The 19,177-nt window shown below is 58.9% G+C and carries 17 protein-coding genes; 14 read left to right on the top strand and 3 right to left on the bottom strand.

Translation table 11 applies throughout. The features are described from left to right. Positions 1–9: 9 nt before the first annotated feature. The 5 genes from GO007_RS10340 to GO007_RS10320 are packed head-to-tail and all read left to right on the top strand — an operon-like array spanning position 10 to position 5,472. Positions 10–780: an alpha/beta fold hydrolase gene (locus GO007_RS10340; protein WP_095099288.1), complete on the top strand. Its 771-nt coding sequence runs from the start codon at positions 10–12 to the stop codon at positions 778–780. Next, positions 764–1,558, top strand: a complete 795-nt coding sequence (locus GO007_RS10335; RefSeq protein ID WP_095099285.1) for an SDR family oxidoreductase — start codon at positions 764–766, stop codon at positions 1,556–1,558. Before GO007_RS10340 ends, GO007_RS10335 begins: the two co-directional genes overlap by 17 nt. A 9-nt stretch (positions 1,559–1,567) precedes the next feature. Beyond that, a complete protein-coding gene (locus GO007_RS10330) occupies positions 1,568–2,332 on the top strand; it encodes an aspartate dehydrogenase (RefSeq protein ID WP_095099282.1) in 765 nt (254 codons plus the stop codon). Positions 2,333–2,347: 15 nt separating this feature from the next. Then, the gene (locus tag GO007_RS10325; RefSeq protein ID WP_095099279.1) at positions 2,348–3,817 is read left to right on the top strand and encodes an aldehyde dehydrogenase; all 1,470 of its coding nucleotides are present in this window, start codon (positions 2,348–2,350) and stop codon (positions 3,815–3,817) included. A 14-nt stretch (positions 3,818–3,831) separates the two neighbouring features. Beyond that, entirely contained in the window at positions 3,832–5,472 is a 1,641-nt protein-coding gene (locus GO007_RS10320) for a thiamine pyrophosphate-binding protein (protein ID WP_095099276.1), read from the top strand. Positions 5,473–5,514: 42 nt separating this feature from the next. Here the strand turns inward: GO007_RS10320 and loiP are convergent, their stop codons facing one another. Then, positions 5,515–6,273, bottom strand: coding sequence for a metalloprotease LoiP (gene loiP / locus GO007_RS10315; protein ID WP_095100098.1), 759 nt, complete (start codon positions 6,271–6,273; stop codon positions 5,515–5,517). 277 nt (positions 6,274–6,550) lie between these two features. Between loiP and tkt the strand changes: the two genes are divergently transcribed. The 7 genes from tkt (at position 6,551) to GO007_RS10280 (ending at position 15,181) form a co-directional block, all read left to right on the top strand. Continuing rightward, a complete protein-coding gene (gene tkt / locus GO007_RS10310) occupies positions 6,551–8,542 on the top strand; it encodes a transketolase (RefSeq protein ID WP_095099273.1) in 1,992 nt (663 codons plus the stop codon). A gap of 326 nt (positions 8,543–8,868) precedes the next feature. Further along, a complete protein-coding gene (epd, locus tag GO007_RS10305; protein ID WP_041147173.1) occupies positions 8,869–9,888 on the top strand; it encodes an erythrose-4-phosphate dehydrogenase in 1,020 nt (339 codons plus the stop codon). 171 nt (positions 9,889–10,059) lie between these two features. Next, positions 10,060–11,223, top strand: a complete 1,164-nt coding sequence (gene pgk / locus GO007_RS10300) for a phosphoglycerate kinase (RefSeq protein WP_095099270.1) — start codon at positions 10,060–10,062, stop codon at positions 11,221–11,223. Between the two features lie 202 nt (positions 11,224–11,425). Next, positions 11,426–12,505: a class II fructose-bisphosphate aldolase gene (gene fbaA, locus GO007_RS10295; RefSeq protein WP_045857123.1), complete on the top strand. Its 1,080-nt coding sequence runs from the start codon at positions 11,426–11,428 to the stop codon at positions 12,503–12,505. A 188-nt stretch (positions 12,506–12,693) separates the two neighbouring features. Then, positions 12,694–13,551 carry a small-conductance mechanosensitive channel MscS gene (gene mscS, locus GO007_RS10290; protein ID WP_095099267.1) on the top strand — a complete coding sequence of 286 codons (858 nt, stop codon included), beginning with the start codon at positions 12,694–12,696 and terminating at the stop codon, positions 13,549–13,551. Between the two features lie 155 nt (positions 13,552–13,706). Further along, complete coding sequence (argO, locus tag GO007_RS10285) at positions 13,707–14,348, top strand: arginine exporter ArgO (RefSeq protein ID WP_095099264.1); 642 nt, start codon at positions 13,707–13,709, stop codon at positions 14,346–14,348. Positions 14,349–14,431: 83 nt separating this feature from the next. Further along, positions 14,432–15,181 (top strand): oxidative stress defense protein, encoded by a 750-nt coding sequence (locus tag GO007_RS10280; protein WP_095099260.1) that lies wholly within the window; start codon positions 14,432–14,434, stop codon positions 15,179–15,181. A 53-nt stretch (positions 15,182–15,234) separates the two neighbouring features. On the opposite strand, the gene argP is transcribed toward GO007_RS10280, so the two are convergent. Further along, positions 15,235–16,128 (bottom strand): DNA-binding transcriptional regulator ArgP, encoded by an 894-nt coding sequence (argP, locus tag GO007_RS10275; protein WP_041147167.1) that lies wholly within the window; start codon positions 16,126–16,128, stop codon positions 15,235–15,237. Positions 16,129–16,295: 167 nt separating this feature from the next. On the opposite strand from argP, the gene rpiA reads away from it, so the two are divergent. Beyond that, positions 16,296–16,955 carry a ribose-5-phosphate isomerase RpiA gene (gene rpiA / locus GO007_RS10270; RefSeq protein WP_045857130.1) on the top strand — a complete coding sequence of 220 codons (660 nt, stop codon included), beginning with the start codon at positions 16,296–16,298 and terminating at the stop codon, positions 16,953–16,955. Between the two features lie 271 nt (positions 16,956–17,226). Next, positions 17,227–18,459: a phosphoglycerate dehydrogenase gene (gene serA, locus GO007_RS10265; RefSeq protein WP_045857132.1), complete on the top strand. Its 1,233-nt coding sequence runs from the start codon at positions 17,227–17,229 to the stop codon at positions 18,457–18,459. Positions 18,460–18,538: 79 nt separating this feature from the next. On the opposite strand, the gene GO007_RS10260 is transcribed toward serA, so the two are convergent. Next, on the bottom strand, positions 18,539–19,135 hold the full coding sequence (locus GO007_RS10260) for a 5-formyltetrahydrofolate cyclo-ligase (RefSeq protein ID WP_095099257.1): 597 nt from the start codon (positions 19,133–19,135) through the stop codon (positions 18,539–18,541). Positions 19,136–19,177: the final 42 nt, after the last annotated feature.

Genomic DNA, 19,177 nt, shown 5'->3' with positions numbered 1-19,177 from the left:
GGAGGCGGTATGACGGGTTTTCGTCAACAGGGGAGCGGCACGCCGCTGGTGCTGCTGCACGGTATCAGCTCCGGCGCGGCCTCCTGGCATAAGCAGATGGCGCTGCCCGGCTACCGCGTGCTGGCCTGGGATATGCCCGGTTATGGCGAAAGCCCGATGCTGCCGGTCGCACAAGCCGATGCCGGCGACTATGCCGAGGCGCTGGCGCGCCTGCTGGACAGCGCCGGCGTTGAGCAGGCGGTGCTGGTGGGCCACTCGCTGGGCGCGCTGGTGGCCAGCGCCTTTGCGGCAAAGTATCCCGGGCGCGTTCTGCGCCTGGTGCTGGCCGATGCCGCTCAGGGCTACGGCCGGGCAGAAGCCGCGCAGCGTGAAAAAATCTGGCTGGGCCGCCGGCAGCAGATGGCCTCCGGCGGCGAAGCGATGGCGCAGAGCCGGGCCGCGAAGCTGCTGCACCCCTGTACGGATGAGGCCAACGTCGTCGTCGTCGCCGCCGGCATGCGCAGGCTGCGCGCCGAGGGCTATCTTGCCGCGGCGTGGATGCTGGCCCATGACGATATTCACCGCTGGCTTGGCGATTTTGGCGGCCGCTTTGAGGCGTGGTGCGGTGAGCAGGATGCCATTACCCAGCCGGAGCTGGTGCAGGGGCTGGCGCTGCGCTACGCCATGCCGTTCGTCGGCATCCCGCGAGCGGGGCACGCCAGCTATCTCGATAACGACATATTTTTCAATCAACAGCTTTTACGGGTAAGGGAAGAGGTGCGCGATGAATGCACAAATTGAAGGCCGCGTAGCGGTGGTTACCGGCGGGTCGTCAGGGATTGGCTTTGAAACGCTGCGCCTGCTGCTGGCCGAAGGGGCGAAGGTCGCCTTCTGCGGCCGCGATCCGGACCGGCTCGCCGGCGCCCATGCGGCGCTGCAAAACGAATATCCCGGAGCGGAGGTCTTCTCTTACCGCTGCGACGTGCTGAAAGAAGACGAGGTGCGGGGCTTTGCCGAGGCGGTAGCGGCCCGCTTTGGCGATGCCGACATGCTGATTAATAACGCCGGCCAGGGGTACGTGGCGCACTTCGCCGATACGCCGCGGGAGGCGTGGCTGCATGAGGCTGAGCTCAAGCTGTTCGGGGTGATTAACCCGGTAAAAGCCTTTCAGGCGCAGCTTGAGCGCTCGGATATCGCCTCGATCACCTGCGTGAACTCGCTGCTGGCGCTGCAGCCGGAGGAGCACATGATCGCCACCTCCGCCGCCCGCGCGGCGCTGCTCAACATGACCCTGACGCTGTCGAAGGATCTGATAGCCAAAGGCATTCGCGTGAACTCCATTCTGCTCGGCATGGTGGAGTCCGGGCAGTGGCAGCGGCGCTTTGAAAACCGCACGGACAGGAGTCAGAGCTGGCCCGAGTGGACGGCGGATATCGCGCGCAGGCGCGGCATTCCGATGGCGCGTCTCGGCAGACCGCAGGAACCGGCACAGGCGCTGCTGTTCCTCGCCTCGCCGCTGGCGTCGTTTACTACCGGCGCGGCGCTGGATGTCTCCGGCGGCTTTTGCCGCCATCTGTAAGGAGTTGAGATGAAAAAGATCATGCTCATCGGCTATGGCGCGATGGCGCAGGCGGTGATTGAACGCCTGCCGCCGCAGGTTGCTCTGGGCTGGGTGGTGGCGCGCGAGGCGCATCACGCGGCGATCCGCCAACGCTTCGGCGACGCGGTGGTGGCGCTGGACGACCCGCAGGCCTGTACGCAAACCCCGGATCTGGTGCTGGAGTGCGCCAGCCAGCAGGCGGTGGCGCAGTTTGGCGAAGCTATTCTCAAGCGCGGCTGGCATCTGGCGGTGATCTCCACCGGCGCGCTGGCGGATAGCGAGCTGGAAAAACGTTTAACGAGCGCCGGAGGCCGGCTAACCCTGCTTGCCGGAGCCGTGGCCGGTATCGACGGCCTGGCGGCAGCGAAAGAGGGCGGTCTTGAGCAGGTGACCTACCGGTCGCGCAAAAGCCCAGCCAGCTGGCGCGGCAGCTATGCGGAAATGCTCATCGACCTCAACGCGGTCAGTGAAGCAAAAATCTTTTTTGAAGGCAGCGCGCGCGAAGCGGCTCGTCTGTTTCCGGCGAACGCCAACGTTGCGGCAACCGTCGCGCTGGGCGGCATCGGGATGGACGATACCCGGGTACAGCTGATGGTCGATCCGACGACCAAACGCAATACCCATACGCTGCATGTACAGGGCGCGTTTGGCGAGTTCCACCTGGAGCTCAGCGGATTACCGCTCGCCAGCAACCCAAAAACTTCCACCCTGGCGGCACTGAGCGCGGTTCGCGCCTGCCGCGAACTGGCATAGCGCAAAGAGGCGGCGATGGATGAGTTAAAGATTTTTATCGGCGGTCGCTGGCGCTACGGCGGCGGCAACCTGATGCACAGCCTGTTTCCGGCCGACGGCTCGGTAAACGCCGCGCTTCATGCGGCAAGCCTTGACGATCTGCATGAGGCGATCGCGCTGGCCGAAAGCGCCTGGCGCCAGCCGGCGTGGCGCAGCATGCTGCCCCATCTGCGGGCAAAGATCCTGCATAAAGTGGCGGATATTATCGAATCCCGCCTTGAGGAGCTGACGCGGATGCAGAGCCGCGACAACGGCAAGCCGCTGGCGGAGGCGCGAGGCCTGGTGATGAGCGCGGCGGGCAGCGCCCGCTACTTTGCCGCCGCCTGCGAACTGCTGGAGGGCGAACTGCCGACCCCCCGGCAGGCGGATCTGCTGACGCTCAGCCGCTACGAGCCGCTGGGCGTGGTGGCGGCAATCACGCCGTGGAACTCGCCGATCGCCAGCGAGATGCAAAAAGTGGCCCCGGCGATCGCCGCCGGTAACGCGGTGATCCTCAAGCCGGCGGAGGCCACGCCGCTGATGGCGCTGGAGCTGGCGCGGATCTTCGAACAGGCCGGCCTGCCGGCGGGTCTGCTCAGCGTGCTGCCGGGTAAAGGATCGGTGATTGGCGACGCGCTGGCCCGCCATCCCAAGGTCCGCAAAATTTCCTTTACCGGCGGCACCAGCACCGGACGTCATCTGGCGCACGTAGCGGCGGAAAAGCTGATCCCGGCGTCGCTGGAGCTCGGCGGAAAATCGCCGACTATCGTGCTGGAAGATGCCGATATTGAGCAGGCGGCGCGGGGCATCTGCTACGGCATCTTTAGCTCCGGCGGCCAGGCCTGCATCGCCGGCTCGCGGCTGTTTGTGCATGAAAATGTCTACCCGCAGCTGATGGCGCGCCTGCTGGAGCTGACCCGCGGGCTCAGAATCGGCCATCCGTTTAGCGCAGAAACCCACGTCGGGCCGCTGATTAATGCTAAGCACCGCGACAGCGTGCTGGAGTACGTCGAGCTGGCTAAACGCGAAGGCGGCCGGGTGCTGTGCGGCGGCGAGATCCCGGCGGACCCGACGCTGGCGGCAGGCAGCTATTTTCAACCGACCATCGTTGAAGGGCTGACCAACGCGGCCCGCGCCTGCCGGGAGGAGATCTTCGGCCCGGTGCTGGTGGCGATGACCTTCAGCGATGAGGAGGCGCTGATCCGCGAAGCCAATGATTCCGTCTACGGCCTGGCGGCAGGGGTCTGGACGCGGGACAGCGGACGCGCCCTGCGCTTAAGCGATCGCCTGGAAGCCGGGACGGTGTGGATCAACACCTACAAGGTTTTCTCCATTTCCACCCCGTTCGGGGGCTTTAAAGAGAGCGGCCTGGGCCGCGAAAAAGGGATTCAGGGGCTCAAGGCCTGGATGCAACAAAAGAGCATTTATCTGGCGACGGGTAATAGCGTCAACCACTGGTGCGACTAAGAGAAGGGTGTGCAATGAGCGAAATGATAACCGTCGGCGAAGCCATCGCCAGAACGCTGGAGCAGTACAACGTTGAGGCTATTTACGGCGTCATCTCTATTCACAACCTGCCGATCGCCGATGCGGTAGGCCAGCGCGGAAATATCCGCTTTGTTCCGGCGCGCGGTGAGGCCGGATCGGTCACTATGGCCGACGCCCACGGGCGCTTTTCCGGACTGGGCGTGGCGTTGACCAGCACCGGCGCGGGGGCCGGCAACGCGGTAGGGGCGCTGGTGGAGGCGATGAACGCCTGTACGCCGCTGCTGCACCTCACCGGTCAGGTGGAGAAAACCTGGCTCGATGCCGACACCGGCTTTATTCACGAAACCCGCGACCAGCTGACCTTCCTGAAGGCCAGCTCGAAGCGCGCGTACCGCATCAGCAACGCCAGCCAGGCGCTGGCTATCCTGCATAAGGCGATTCAGGAGGCGCAAACGCCGCCGTGCGGTCCGGTCTCGGTTGAGATCCCGATTGATATTCAGGGCGCTAAAATCCCGGCATCGCTGGTGACCGCCGCGCTGAAAGCGGCCCCGGCTGCGGCTGCCGATAGCGCCGCCGTCGATGCGCTGTGGGCGCAGCTCAGGCAGGCTAAACGGCCGCTGCTGTGGCTGGGCGGCGGAACAATAGGCAGCGCGGCGGCGGTGAAAAAACTGGCCGATGCCGGAATGACCGTGATCTCCAGCACCCACGGCCGCGGTGTGCTGCCGGACGGGCACCGCGCCAGCCTGCGCGCGTTCCACAATTCGCCGTCCGTTGAAGCGCTGATGGCGCAATGTGACTTTACCCTGGTGGCGGGCTCGCGCCTGCGCAGCAACGAAACCCGCTCCTGGACCCTGGAGCTGCCGTCGCCAAGGGTGCAGATTGATATCGATCCGGCGGCGGCCAGCCGTAACTATCTGATGGATAACACGCTGATCGCCGACTGTGCCACTTTGCTGGCGGCGCTGGCGGAAAAAGCGCAGGGGCGTGAATGGGGTAATGTCCAGTGGGATGCGCAGGTCAAAGAGGCGGTCGCGCTGGCGGAGATTGGGCTGCGCGAGCAGTGCGGCGCCTACGCGCAGCTGAACGACGCCATCGCCCAGGCGCTGCCTGACGACGGGATCCTGGTGCGCGATATCACCGTTTCCGGCAGCCTGTGGGGGAGCCGTCTGTTCCGCGCCCACGGCCCGTTAATGAACATCCACTCGCTGGCCGGAGCCATTGGCATGGGCCTGCCGATGGCGATCGGCACGGCGATTGCCAATCCGCAGCGTAAGGTGGTCGGCCTCGTCGGCGACGGCGGGCTGAGCCTGAATCTGGGGGAGCTGGCGACCCTGGCGCAGGAAAAAGCTAACGTCACTCTGCTGATTATGAACGACGGCGGCTACGGCGTGATGCGCGGGATTCAGGATAAGTATTTCGGCGGCCGCCAGTATTACAACGAGCTGCATACCCCGGACTTCACGCTGCTGGCGCAGGCCATCGGCCTGCAGGCGTGGAGCGTTGAGCGGGCGGAGGATTTCCAGTCGGTGATGACCGAAGCGCTGGCGATGCCGGGGCCGTCGGTGGTGGAGGTCAAAATGGGGCAGATTGGCGCCCTGCGCTTTGCCGGGCCGCCGCAGAAAACGCTGTATTAAGCCGTTACCCCCTCTCTGGCGCTGCAGAGAGGGGCTCCGGGATTATTTAATGCCGTCCGCCTTCATGCGATCGCGGATGTGCTGAGCGCGCTCCTGCGATGCCGGGTGATCGTCAAACATGGTGCTTTGACGCCCGGCTTCCAGTTTAGCCAGCTTCTCGAAGCTGGTGGCCAGTCCCGACGGATTGATCCCGCGCTTACGCAGCAGATCGTAGGAGTAGTCGTCCGCTTCGGACTCCTGGCGCTGGGAGAACTGCGAGTTCACCAGCTTTTCGCCCAGAGCGCCCAGCTGAGACTGCGACAGGCTGCCGACGATACCGCCCGCCGACGCGGCGGCGGCGCGAACGGCGTTGGTGCCGAGCGCCACCTGCATGCCTTTCTTCACATGACCCAGCGCGACGTGGCCCATTTCGTGGCCGATAACCGCTTCCACTTCGTTATCGTTCATGATGTCCATCAGGCCGCTATAGACGCGGATGCAGCCGTTAGCCATCGCAAACGCGTTGACGTCTTTGGTTTCATAGACTTTGTAGTTGACCGGCTGGCCGTTGATATTGTCGCCCAGCGCGGCGGCGATTTTATTCAGACGCTTGCTGTATTCGCTGCCGGCCGGCGAAAGGGTAGCCTTGCTATCCATCTCTTTACAGGCCTGGTCGCTGAGGGTTTTGACCTGCGCGTCGCTCAGAGAATAAGCCTGAAAAGCTTCGGCGCCGGAGCTGAGGAGGGCGTTGGAGTCCATGTTCTGACATCCGGTAAGGGTTGCTGCAATCCCAAGGGCAAGAATAGTTGAGCGAATTTTCATTTTTATCTTCCACAATCTTACGATTTTTTGTCTGAAAAAGGCGACGATAAGCATGTCGCATCCTGCACAAATTATAAAGAGTATTGCGTGATACGGGCGAGAGGATTCCGGGGCAGCACAACGTGTTCCGGAGATTTCTTAAACCACAAAAGGATGCTCCATGTACATGCTTTGTCGCTTGGGTTACATTGTTGACACTTTTTTCTGGCGTAGCCCAAAACGCGCTCTCGTCAAGTCGTTAAGGGTATGGCCTTCAACAGTCCGAACTGGAGTCAAAATGTCCTCACGTAAAGAGCTTGCTAACGCTATTCGTGCGCTGAGCATGGACGCGGTACAGAAAGCCAAATCCGGCCACCCGGGTGCCCCGATGGGTATGGCTGACATTGCCGAAGTCCTGTGGCGTGATTTCCTGAATCATAACCCGAACAACCCGACCTGGGCTGACCGCGACCGCTTCGTGCTGTCCAACGGCCACGGCTCGATGCTGATTTACAGCCTGCTGCATCTCACCGGTTATGACCTGCCGATTGAAGAACTGAAAAACTTCCGTCAGCTGCACTCCAGAACCCCGGGCCACCCGGAAGTCGGCTACACCGCCGGCGTTGAAACCACCACCGGCCCGCTGGGCCAGGGGATTGCCAACGCGGTCGGGATGGCGATTGCCGAAAAAACCCTGGCGGCGCAGTTCAACCGTCCGGGCCACGATATCGTTGACCACTTCACCTATGCGTTCATGGGCGACGGCTGCATGATGGAAGGCATTTCTCACGAAGTGTGCTCCCTGGCCGGTACCCTGAAGCTGGGCAAGCTGGTGGCGTTCTATGACGACAACGGCATCTCCATCGACGGTCACGTTGAAGGCTGGTTCACCGACGATACCGCTAAACGTTTCGAAGCCTACGGCTGGCACGTGGTGCGCGGCGTGGACGGCCATGACGCCGACGCCATCAAACGCGCGGTGGAAGAAGCGCGCGCGGTGACCGACAAACCGTCCCTGCTGATGTGCAAAACCATCATCGGCTTCGGTTCGCCGAACAAAGCCGGTACCCACGACTCCCACGGCGCGCCGCTGGGCGACGCGGAAATCGCGCTGACCCGCGAGGCGCTGGGCTGGCATCACCCGGCGTTTGAAATCCCGTCTGACATCTACGCGCAGTGGGATGCAAAAGAAGCCGGTCAGGCAAAAGAAGCGTCCTGGAACGAGAAGTTCGCGGCCTACGCCAGCGCCTTCCCGCAGGAAGCGGCTGAATTCACCCGTCGTATGAAAGGCGAGATGCCGGCCGACTTCGGCGCGAAAGCGAACGAGTTCATCGCGAAGCTGCAGGCTAACCCGGCGAAAATTGCCAGCCGTAAAGCGTCGCAGAATGCGATTGAAGCCTTCGGCCCGCTGCTGCCTGAATTCCTCGGCGGCTCAGCTGACCTGGCGCCGTCGAACCTGACTATCTGGTCCGGCTCGAAAGCCATCAACGAAGACACCGCGGGTAACTATATCCATTACGGCGTGCGTGAGTTCGGGATGACCGCGATTGCCAACGGTATCTCCCTGCACGGCGGTTTCCTGCCGTACACCTCCACCTTCCTGATGTTCGTGGAATATGCCCGTAACGCGGTGCGTATGGCGGCGCTGATGAAGCAGCGTCAGGTGATGGTCTACACCCACGACTCCATCGGTCTGGGGGAAGACGGCCCGACGCACCAGCCGGTCGAGCAGGTGGCTTCGCTGCGCGTGACGCCGAACATGAGCACATGGCGTCCGTGTGACCAGGTGGAATCGGCGATTGCGTGGAAATACGGGGTTGAGCGTCACGACGGCCCGACGGCGCTGATCCTGTCGCGTCAGAACCTGGCGCAGCAGGAGCGTACGGCAGAGCAGCTGGCGAACGTTGCCCGCGGCGGCTACGTGCTGAAAGATTGTGCCGGCCAGCCGGAGCTGATCTTCATCGCCACCGGTTCAGAAGTTGAGCTGGCGGTTGCCGCGTGGGACCAGCTGTCTGCGGAAGGGGTGAAGGCGCGGGTGGTATCCATGCCGTCCACCGACGCGTTCGACAAGCAGGATGCGGCGTACCGTGAATCGGTGCTGCCGAAAGCGGTTTCGGCTCGCGTGGCGGTGGAAGCGGGTATCGCCGACTACTGGTTCAAATACGTGGGCCTGAACGGCGCTATCGTCGGCATGACGAGCTTCGGCGAGTCTGCGCCGGCCGAGCTGCTGTTCGAAGAGTTCGGCTTCACCGTTGAGAACGTTGTCGCTAAGGCGAAAGCGCTGCTGTAGTTCTGAGCAACGCGCGCCGCGACGCGAGTATAAGAATGAGCCGGGCTAACGCCCGGCTTTTTTGTTGCTGTTATTCCCGATGCTCGTCATGAAGCTGCATATTATTCCAGTGAAAATGTGATGTAGGTCAGATTACAGGCTTCTCGTGCTGGACAAGCATTCCTTTTATTCCTCGTTTGGCTTATTCTAGCTGAAGCGTTTCAGTCGTCTAAATGTTCGACAATTAATCAATCAGTCGCAGTTTGCGACGGGTAAGGTTTCCCTCCGGGCGTTGCTGGATTACTCTGTCAGCCACCTCACATCAGGGATAACCTTGCAGGAGACCTATGACCATACGCATTGCGATTAATGGCTTCGGTCGCATAGGACGCAACGTGGTTCGCGCTTTATATGAATCCGGGCGTCGTGCGGAAATTACCGTGGTGGCAATCAACGAGCTGGCGGATGCTGCGGGCATCGCGCACTTGTTGAAATATGACACCAGCCATGGGCGCTTTGCCTGGGACGTTCGCCAGGAGCGAGAGCAGCTTTACGTTGGCGATGACGTCATTCGCCTGCTGCACGAAGCTTCAATAGAGGCGCTACCCTGGCAAGAGCTGGCGGTTGATATCGTACTTGATTGTACCGGGGTTTACGGCAGCCGTGAGCATGGCGAAGCCCATCTTCAGGCTGGGGCGAAGAAAGTCATCTTTTCGCATCCCGGGGGTAACGATCTCGATGCCACCGTCGTGTTCGGCGTTAACCATGATGAGCTACGTGCAGAGCACCGCATTGTCTCCAACGCCTCCTGCACCACCAACTGCATTATTCCGGTCATTAAACTGCTAGATGATGCCTACGGCATTGAGTCAGGGACGGTAACGACGATCCACTCCGCCATGCACGATCAGCAGGTTATAGACGCCTATCATCCGGATTTACGCCGTACGCGTGCGGCCAGTCAGTCAATTATTCCGGTTGATACTAAACTTGCGGCGGGGATCGCGCGTATTTTCCCTCAGTTTAACGACCGTTTTGAAGCGATTGCGGTTCGTGTACCGACGATAAATGTGACGGCGATCGACCTGAGCGTAACGGTGAAAAAACCGGTAAAGGCTAGTGAAGTCAACCAGTTGCTGCAAAAAGCAGCGCAGGGAACATTTCATGGTATAGTTGACTATACGGAATTACCGTTAGTCTCGACAGATTTTAACCACGATCCGCACAGCGCCATCGTTGATGGCACCCAGACGCGGGTGAGTGGAGCGCATTTGATCAAAACGTTGGTCTGGTGCGATAACGAATGGGGCTTTGCTAACCGGATGCTCGACACGACGTTAGCGATGGCCGCTCAAGGTTTCAGGTAAGACTTACCGTGTACGGAATCTTCAGGTTGCGTCGAGGCGGCAGCTGAATGAATCCCAGGCGTTTACAAAGTAGGTGACTGGGGTGAGTGGGGCAGCCAGCAAAGAGGCAGCTTGCAGGATGAAGCGCATGGCGTCTGCAAAACTTTATGAATCAAATTGAGAGGATTCACCATGTCTGTAATTAAGATGACCGATCTGGATCTGGCTGGTAAACGCGTTTTTATCCGTGCCGATCTGAACGTACCAGTTAAAGACGGTAAAGTAACCAGCGACGCGCGTATTCGTGCTTCTCTGCCGACCATTGAGCTGGCTCTGAAGCAGGGCGCTAAAGTGATGGTCACTTCTCACCTGGGTCGTCCGACCGAAGGCGAGTACAACGAAGAATTCTCTCTGCTGCCGGTTGTTAATTACCTGAAAGACAAACTGTCCAGCCCGGTACGTCTGGTTAAAGATTACCTGGACGGCGTTGAAGTTGCCGCCGGTGAACTGGTTGTTCTGGAAAACGTTCGCTTCAACAAAGGCGAAAAGAAAGACGACGAAGAGCTGTCTAAAAAATACGCGGCGCTGTGCGACGTGTTCGTTATGGATGCATTCGGCACCGCCCACCGTGCCCAGGCTTCTACCCACGGTATCGGTAAATTTGCCGACGTAGCCTGCGCCGGCCCTCTGCTGGCTGAAGAGCTGGACGCGCTGGGTAAAGCGCTGAAAGAGCCGGCTCGCCCGATGGTTGCCATCGTCGGTGGTTCTAAAGTTTCCACTAAGCTGACCGTTCTGGACTCCCTGTCTAAAATCGCTGACCAGCTGATTGTCGGTGGCGGTATCGCCAACACCTTCGTCGCCGCTCAGGGCCACAACGTCGGCAAATCCCTGTACGAAGCTGACCTGGTTGACGAAGCTAAGCGTCTGCTGACTACCTGCGACATCCCGGTTCCGACCGACGTTCGCGTAGCGACTGAATTCTCCGAAACTGCGACCGCAACCCTGAAATCTGTTAACGACATCAAAGATGAAGAGCAGATTCTGGACCTCGGCGACGTTTCCGCGCAGAAGCTGGCTGATATCCTGAAAAACGCCAAAACCATTCTGTGGAACGGCCCGGTCGGCGTGTTCGAGTTCCCGAACTTCCGTAAAGGGACTGAAATCGTGGCTAACGCTATCGCCGACAGCGAAGCTTTCTCCATTGCAGGCGGCGGCGATACCCTGGCTGCAATTGACCTGTTTGGCATCTCGGACAAAATTTCCTACATCTCTACTGGCGGCGGCGCGTTCCTCGAATTCGTGGAAGGCAAAGTACTGCCAGCAGTAGCAATGCTCGAAGAGCGCGCTAAGAAGTAAGTTTGTACAGGCGGGTAACACCGCCTGTTTTTCAAATTCTATTCAATTGTCGCTCTAAATAATTCGCGTTGCCGGAAGGCAGCGACACGGCGAACCCCGGCGGCTTACGCAAGTTAGCGGCGGCGGTAAGCGAGAAGAGCCAACGCACTGGCAGCACGAATTGTGACGAGCAGAAACGGCCGAAGATACAGGACTACGTAACATGTCTAAAATTTTTGATTTCGTAAAACCTGGCGTGATCACTGGTGATGACGTTCAGAAAGTGTTCCAGGTAGCTAAAGAGAATAACTTCGCACTGCCAGCGGTTAACTGTGTGGGTACTGACTCCATCAACGCCGTTCTGGAAGCAGCTGCAAAAGCTAAATCTCCGGTTATCGTTCAGTTCTCTAACGGCGGCGCTGCGTTCATCGCGGGCAAAGCGGTTAAAACCGACGTTCCTCAGGGTGCGGCAATCCTGGGCGCTATCTCTGGCGCGCATCACGTTCACCAGATGGCTGAACACTACGGCGTGCCGGTTATTCTGCATACCGACCACTGCGCGAAGAAACTGCTGCCGTGGATCGACGGTCTGCTGGACGCGGGTGAAAAACACTTCGCCGCTCACGGCAAACCGCTGTTCTCTTCCCACATGATTGACCTGTCCGAAGAGTCCCTGCACGAAAACATCGAAATCTGCTCTAAATACCTGGCGCGCATGGCCAAACTGGACATGACCCTGGAAATCGAACTGGGCTGCACCGGCGGCGAAGAAGACGGCGTGGACAACAGCCACATGGACGCTTCTGCCCTGTACACCCAGCCGGAAGACGTTGATTACGCGTACACTGAACTGAGCAAGATCAGCCCGCGTTTCACCATCGCTGCTTCCTTCGGTAACGTACACGGCGTGTACAAACCGGGCAACGTGGTTCTGACCCCGACTATCCTGCGCGACTCTCAGGAATATGTTTCTAAGAAACATAACCTGCCGCACAACAGCCTGAACTTCGTCTTCCACGGCGGTTCCGGTTCTTCTGCTCAGGAAATCAAAGACTCCGTAAGCTACGGCGTGATCAAAATGAACATCGATACCGATACCCAATGGGCAACCTGGGACGGTATCCTGCAGTACTACAAAACTAACGAAGCTTACCTGCAGGGCCAGCTGGGCAACCCGAAAGGCGAAGACCAGCCGAACAAGAAATACTACGATCCGCGCGTATGGCTGCGCGCTGCTCAGACGTCCATGGTGACTCGTCTGGAGCAGGCATTTAAAGAGCTGAACGCGATCGACGTTCTGTAAGAAAATTCCGTTTCTTACCCTGAAGCCCGCTTAATTGCGGGCTTTTTCGTTTCTACTCAAAAGGATATTCCAGGGAGAAACTGTGATCGGCTTGGCAAAATACGTGCTTATTGTTTACCCTTAACCTACCTGCCGTTTTGCAGGCCTGGTTTTTTATTTCCCGCCCGGGTATTTATAAGGAATGTTAAATGGAAGATTTGAACGTTGCCGATAGCATACACAACGCCAGCTCATGGCTGGTGCGTAATCAGGAGCTGCTCCTGAGCTATGCCGTCAACATCGTCGCGGCGATCGCGATTATTATCGTCGGGATGATCGTGGCGCGCATGGTGTCGAACACGGTTAATCGTTTGATGCTGGCGCGTAAGATTGATGCCACCGTTGCCGATTTTCTTTCCGCGCTGGTGCGCTACGCTGTTATCGCCTTTACCCTGATTGCCGCCTTAGGCCGCGTAGGCGTGCAGACGGCGTCGGTGATTGCCGTACTCGGTGCCGCCGGTTTAGCCGTTGGTCTGGCGCTGCAGGGCTCGCTGTCTAACCTCGCCGCTGGCGTGCTGCTGGTGATGTTCCGCCCGTTCCGCGCGGGTGAATACGTCGATCTCGGCGGCGTGGCCGGTACCGTGCTGAACGTGCAGATTTTCTCCACGACCATGCGTACTGCCGATGGCAAAATTGTGGTGATCCCGAACGGTAAAATTATCGCCGGTAATATCATTAACTTTTCGCGTGAGCCGGTTCGCCGCAACGAATTTATTATTGGCGTTGCCTACGATGCCGATATTGATAAAGTGAAACAGCTGCTGACCAATATTATCGAATCAGACGATCGTATCCTGAAAGATCGTGAAAGGACCGTACGCCTGAATGAGCTGGGCGCGTCGTCGGTTAACTACGTGATCCGCGTCTGGAGCCAGAGCAGCGATCTGCAAAGCGTTTACTGGGATGTTCTGGAGCGTATCAAGCGCGACTTTGATGCCAACGGTATCAGCTTCCCGTACCCGCAGATGGACGTGCACGTTATCCGTCCGCAGGAGCAGGCGGAGTAGCTCAGCGCCAGCAATAACCTAAGGCCAGCACCTGCTGGCCTTTATTGTATCTGTATTATTAGCCTGGCTTATTAATGATTAATATTATCAATTTCCTCTAATGATTTGTTCGCGCTATATTCACCTGCATTAACGACCTCATCGGAAAAACCACTATGTTATCGTATTACTTTCAGGGGCTTGCCCTGGGAGCGGCTATGATTTTGCCGCTTGGCCCGCAGAATGCGTTTGTAATGAATCAGGGGATTCGCCGCCAGTATCATCTGATGATTGCGCTGCTGTGCGCCATTAGCGATCTGCTGCTGATCTGCGCCGGTATCTTTGGCGGCAGCGCGCTGCTGATGCAGTCGCCGTGGCTGCTGGCGCTGGTAACCTGGGGCGGCGTGGCCTTCCTGTTATGGTATGGTTTCGGCGCGCTGAAAACGGCTTTTAGTAACAATCTGGAACTGGCGAGCGCGGAGGTGATGAAGCAGGGGCGCTGGAAAATTATTGTCACCATGCTGGCGGTAACCTGGCTGAATCCGCACGTCTATCTCGATACTTTCGTGGTGCTCGGCAGCCTGGGCGGGCAGCTGGCGGTTGAGCCGAAGCGCTGGTTTGCGCTCGGCACCATCAGCGCTTCGTTCCTGTGGTTCTTCGGCCTGGCTCTGCTGGCGGCCTGGCTGGCGCCGCGTTTGCGCACCGCCCGGGCGCAGCGGATCATTAACGTGCTGGTTGGCCTGGTGATGTGGCTGATCGCCGTCCAGCTGGCGAAAGATGGCTTTTTACACGTACAGGCGCTGGTCAACCAGGCTTAGTCCGATGGACTTTTCGCTTATACGCGTTAAGCTTGCTGGCATGCGTCCGTATATGGGCGACCAATGTAGATGGAGAAACGACAGTGAAGTTAAAGCTCATGGCCCTGGCGGCAGCAATCGGATTCAGCTCAATGGCAGCTCAGGCAAATGAATTGCCAAATGGCCCCCACATTGTGACTTCGGGGACCGCCAGCGTTGCTGCGGCGCCCGATATTGCGACCCTGGCAATTGAGGTCAACGTTGCCGCGAAAGATGCCGCATCGGCGAAAAAGCAGGCCGATGACCGCGTTGCGCAATACCTCTCTTTCCTGGAAAAGAACGGCATCGCCAAGAAGGATATCAACTCCGCGAACTTACGCACCCAGCCTGACTATGATTACCAGAATGGCAAAAGCATCCTGAAAGGCTACCGTGCCGTGCGCACTGTCGAAGTGACGTTGCGCCAGCTGGACAAGCTTAACGGTCTGCTGGACGGCGCGCTGAAGGCCGGTCTGAACGAAGTTCGCTCCGTATCGCTGGGCGTTGCGCAACCGGATGCCTATAAAGATAAGGCGCGTAAGGCGGCGATCGACGACGCCGTGCACCAGGCTCAGGAGCTGGCTGCCGGCTTCCATAGCAAGCTGGGCCCGGTTTATAGCGTTCGCTACCATGTCTCGAACTATCAGCCGAGCCCGATGGTTCGCATGATGAAAGCCGCCGATGCCGCGCCGGTTTCCGCCCAGGAAACCTACGAGCAGGCGACGATTCAGTTTGACGATCAGGTGGATGTGGTCTTTGAGCTGCAGCCAGCCCAGCCGGCGGCGCCGGAGAAACCGGCCGCCGCGGCGCAGTAAGCCAGATGCAAAAAAGCCACTTCAGCTGAAGTGGCTTTTTTTATGCCCGGCGTTTAGTCCTGGCGCAGCACCTTGTGACCGTAGGCAATCAGCGCATCGGTGACCCGGCGCATCATCCGGCTTTCCGGCGCGAAACGATGCCAGTAGAGCATCCGGCGCTGGAACAGGCCCGGCGTTAAATCGATAAGCTCGCCGCTGTTCAGCTCTTTCTCAATCTGCAGATGCGGGATCATACAGCAGGTGGTGCCCTGGCGTGCGAGCTGCACAAAGGCCTCCGATGAGTTAACGATATGACAAGGCACGCTGCCCGGCGGCAGATCGAAGTTCTGCTGCAAAAACGCCTGGTGCATGTCGTCGAGATGATCGAAGGCGACCACCGGCGCTTTGAGCAGCGCCGAGCGGGTTACGCCGTTGGGAAAATAGCGTTGCGCAAACTCTTTCGAGGCGACAAACAGGTAGTCCAGCGCCCCGAGCTGATCGACCAGGCAGCTTGGCAGCGCCTGCGGCTGAATACTGACCGCCCCGACAACCTCGCCGCGGCGCAGGCGCTCCTGGGTGCGGGTTTCGTCTTCCACCTGCAGGTTCAGGCGAATAGGGGAGTCGGAAAGCACGCTGGAGAGCGCCGGCAGCAGCCAGGTCGCCAGACTGTCGGCGTTCACCGCCAGCGACAGCAGCAGCGGCGTGGATCCGGTTTGTTCATCACCCAGCCACTCCTCTTCCAGCAGCTCAACCTGGCGCAGCAGGGCCAGCAGCTTCTGCCCCTGCTCGGTAGGACGCGGCGGTACGGTACGCACCAGCAGCGGCTGGCCGAACATGTTTTCCAGCTGTTTAATACGCTGAGAGACGGCGGACTGTGTAATGCATAGCTTCTGCGCGGCGCGCTCAAACCCACGTTCTCTTATCACCGCGTCCAGCGCTTGTAGTGTTCTGTAGTCCGGTCGTTTCATTGCTCTGGCGTACCCCCATAACTTTTCATTAACTTGCACTATGACATAAATTTCTTTTTGATGAAGACGAAAATAGTCTGCTCAGTTGTGTGATCCCCGTCGCAGGGACAATAACACCCCTGATGTTCTATAATGCGCCTCAGGTATTCACATCTCGGACCATAATCATGACGCAAGATGAACTGAAGAAAGCAGTAGGCTGGGCGGCATTACAGTATGTACAGCCGGGCACCATCGTCGGTGTCGGCACCGGCTCCACGGCCGCGCATTTTATTGATGCGCTGGGCACAATGAAAGGGCAGATCGAGGGTGCCGTTTCCAGCTCCGATGCCTCCACCGAAAAACTGAAAAGCCTTGGCATTCCGGTTTTCGATCTCAATAGCGTCGACCGTCTGGGAATTTACGTTGACGGCGCCGATGAGATCAACGGCCATATGCAGATGATTAAAGGCGGCGGCGCGGCGTTGACCCGCGAGAAGATTATCGCCTCGGTTGCGGACAAGTTTATCTGTATCGCCGACGCCTCCAAGCAGGTCGATATCCTCGGCAAATTCCCGCTGCCGGTAGAAGTTATTCCTATGGCTCGTAGCGCCGTGGCGCGTGAACTGGTGAAGCTCGGCGGCCGTCCGGAGTACCGCCAGGGCGTGATCACCGATAACGGTAACGTTATCCTCGACGTTTTCGGCCTCGAAATCCTCGACGCGATCGCGCTGGAAAATGCCATTAACGGTATCCCTGGCGTAGTGACCGTGGGGCTGTTTGCCAACCGTGGCGCCGATGTCGCGCTGATCGGCACCGCCGATGGCGTTAAAACCATCGTAAAATAATCCGATCGGAGGGAGCGCGAATCGCTCCCTCGCAAATATTTTTTCTCCAGGCTGAATTTGGTGACTTCTGTCACATTTATGCAACTAGCCTGAGTAACAATCTACCTTTCTTTCCCTTTCTGGTTTTTTGTCCTGCTATTTCCCTCTGAGTGATATTTCTTCAGGACGTCGACGCAAACGTTCATATTGCCGCGATAGTTTTTTTTGATATGTTGCTGGGATGAAGTGTCGTTCCGCACGACATCAGATAAGACAAAAACAGGACGGGGAAATGGCTAAGGTATCACTGGAAAAAGACAAGATTAAGTTTCTGCTGGTTGAAGGTGTGCATCAAAAAGCGGTGGATAACCTCCGCGCTGCAGGCTATACCAACATTGAATTTCACAAAGGCGCGCTGGATAGCGAAGCGCTGAAAGCATCGATCCGTGATGCCCATTTCATTGGCCTGCGCTCCCGTACTCATTTGACGGAAGAGATTTTCGCTGCCGCAGAAAAACTGGTCGCCGTCGGCTGCTTCTGTATCGGAACCAATCAGGTTGATTTGGACGCTGCGGCCAAACGCGGTATCCCCGTTTTTAACGCCCCGTTTTCTAACACCCGCTCCGTTGCCGAACTGGTCATTGGCGAGCTGCTGCTGATGCTGCGCGGCGTCCCTGAAGCTAACGCCAAAGCGCACCGCGGCGTGTGGAACAAACTGGCGGTCGGCAGCTTTGAAGCGCGTGGCAAAAAGCTGGGTATTATCGGCTACGGCCATATCGGTACGCAGCTGGGCATTCTGGCCGAATCGCTGGGGATGCACGTCTATTTCTATGATATTGAAAGTAAACTCACGCTCGGTAACGCCACCCAGGTGCAGCATCTCTCCGACCTGCTGAACATGAGCGACGTGGTGAGCCTGCACGTGCCGGAAAATGCCTCCACCAAAAATATGATGGGCGCGGAAGAGCTGGCGCTGATGAAGCCTGGCGCGCTGCTGATCAACGCCTCTCGCGGCACCGTGGTCGATATCCCGGCCCTGTGCGATGCGCTGGCGAGCAAGCATCTGGCAGGCGCGGCAATTGACGTCTTCCCTACCGAACCGGCGACCAACAGCGATCCGTTCACCTCGCCGCTGTGCGAGTTCGACAACGTGATCCTGACGCCGCATATCGGCGGCTCTACCCAGGAAGCGCAGGAGAACATCGGTCTGGAAGTGGCGGGCAAGCTGGCGAAGTATTCCGACAACGGCTCAACTCTTTCTGCGGTTAACTTCCCGGAAGTGTCGCTGCCGCTGCACGGCGGCCGCCGTCTGCTGCATATCCACGAAAACCGTCCGGGCGTCCTGACCGCAATCAACCAGATCTTTGCCGCTCAGAGCATCAACATCGCGGCGCAGTATCTACAAACCACCCCGCAGATGGGCTATGTGGTTATCGATATTGAAGCCGAAGAGGATGTGGCGCAGCAGGCGCTGCTGGCAATGAAGGCGATTCCGGGCACCATCCGCGCGCGTCTGTTGTTCTAATCTTTTTGCGACTGGCGGGCTGGCTAGCGGCCTGCCTGAATCAGCTTAAAGCGTCATCCGCGTCGGTTAACCCGGCGCTTTACCAGCTCCAGGTTTTCGACGGCGTAACCACCGCGGGCAGCGGGATATCCCACTGCTCCGTCGGCAGCGCGTCGACCTGCTGGCAGTCGTGGGCGTAGCCGACGGGCTGCAGATGATACTGCCGCCAGTTTTGCAGCGTTCTGTCGTAAAATCCCCCACCCATTCCCAGGCGCTGACCGAGCGCGTCAAAGGCGACCAGCGGCGTAATCAGCACATCAAGCTGGGACAGCGGCAGAACGTCGCGCACGTCAAGCTGTGGCTCGTGAATTTTCAGGCGGTTTATCACCAGATCGCTTTGCGGATGGTAGTGCAAAAACAGCAGGTTTCCCGGGCTGAAAGGGTGGAGCACGGGGAGATAGACGCGTTTTCCCGCCCGCCACAGCTGTTCAATCAGCGGTTGGGTATCCAGCTCGCCGTCAAATGAAAGAAACAGCGCGACGGTTCGCGCGAGGGTCACCGGCGGATAGGCCATCATGCGGTTCGCGCCAAGCCCGGCGAAGCGTGCCTGCTGTTCAGGCGTCAGCGCGCGTCGAAGCTGGCGGATGTGTTGGCGAATCTGCTGTCGGGTTGAGCGGGTATCAGAAATTTGGGTCATGATAGATCGCCTGATTTGGCATTATCACGTCACGACGTGAGC

The organism is Klebsiella sp. 10-1, from assembly GCF_009758445.1.
GTDB classification, from domain to species: Bacteria; Pseudomonadota; Gammaproteobacteria; order Enterobacterales; family Enterobacteriaceae; genus Klebsiella; species Klebsiella scottii.
The sequence above is the reverse complement of the archived record's forward strand: the minus strand, read 5'-3'. Positions and strand labels throughout refer to the sequence as shown.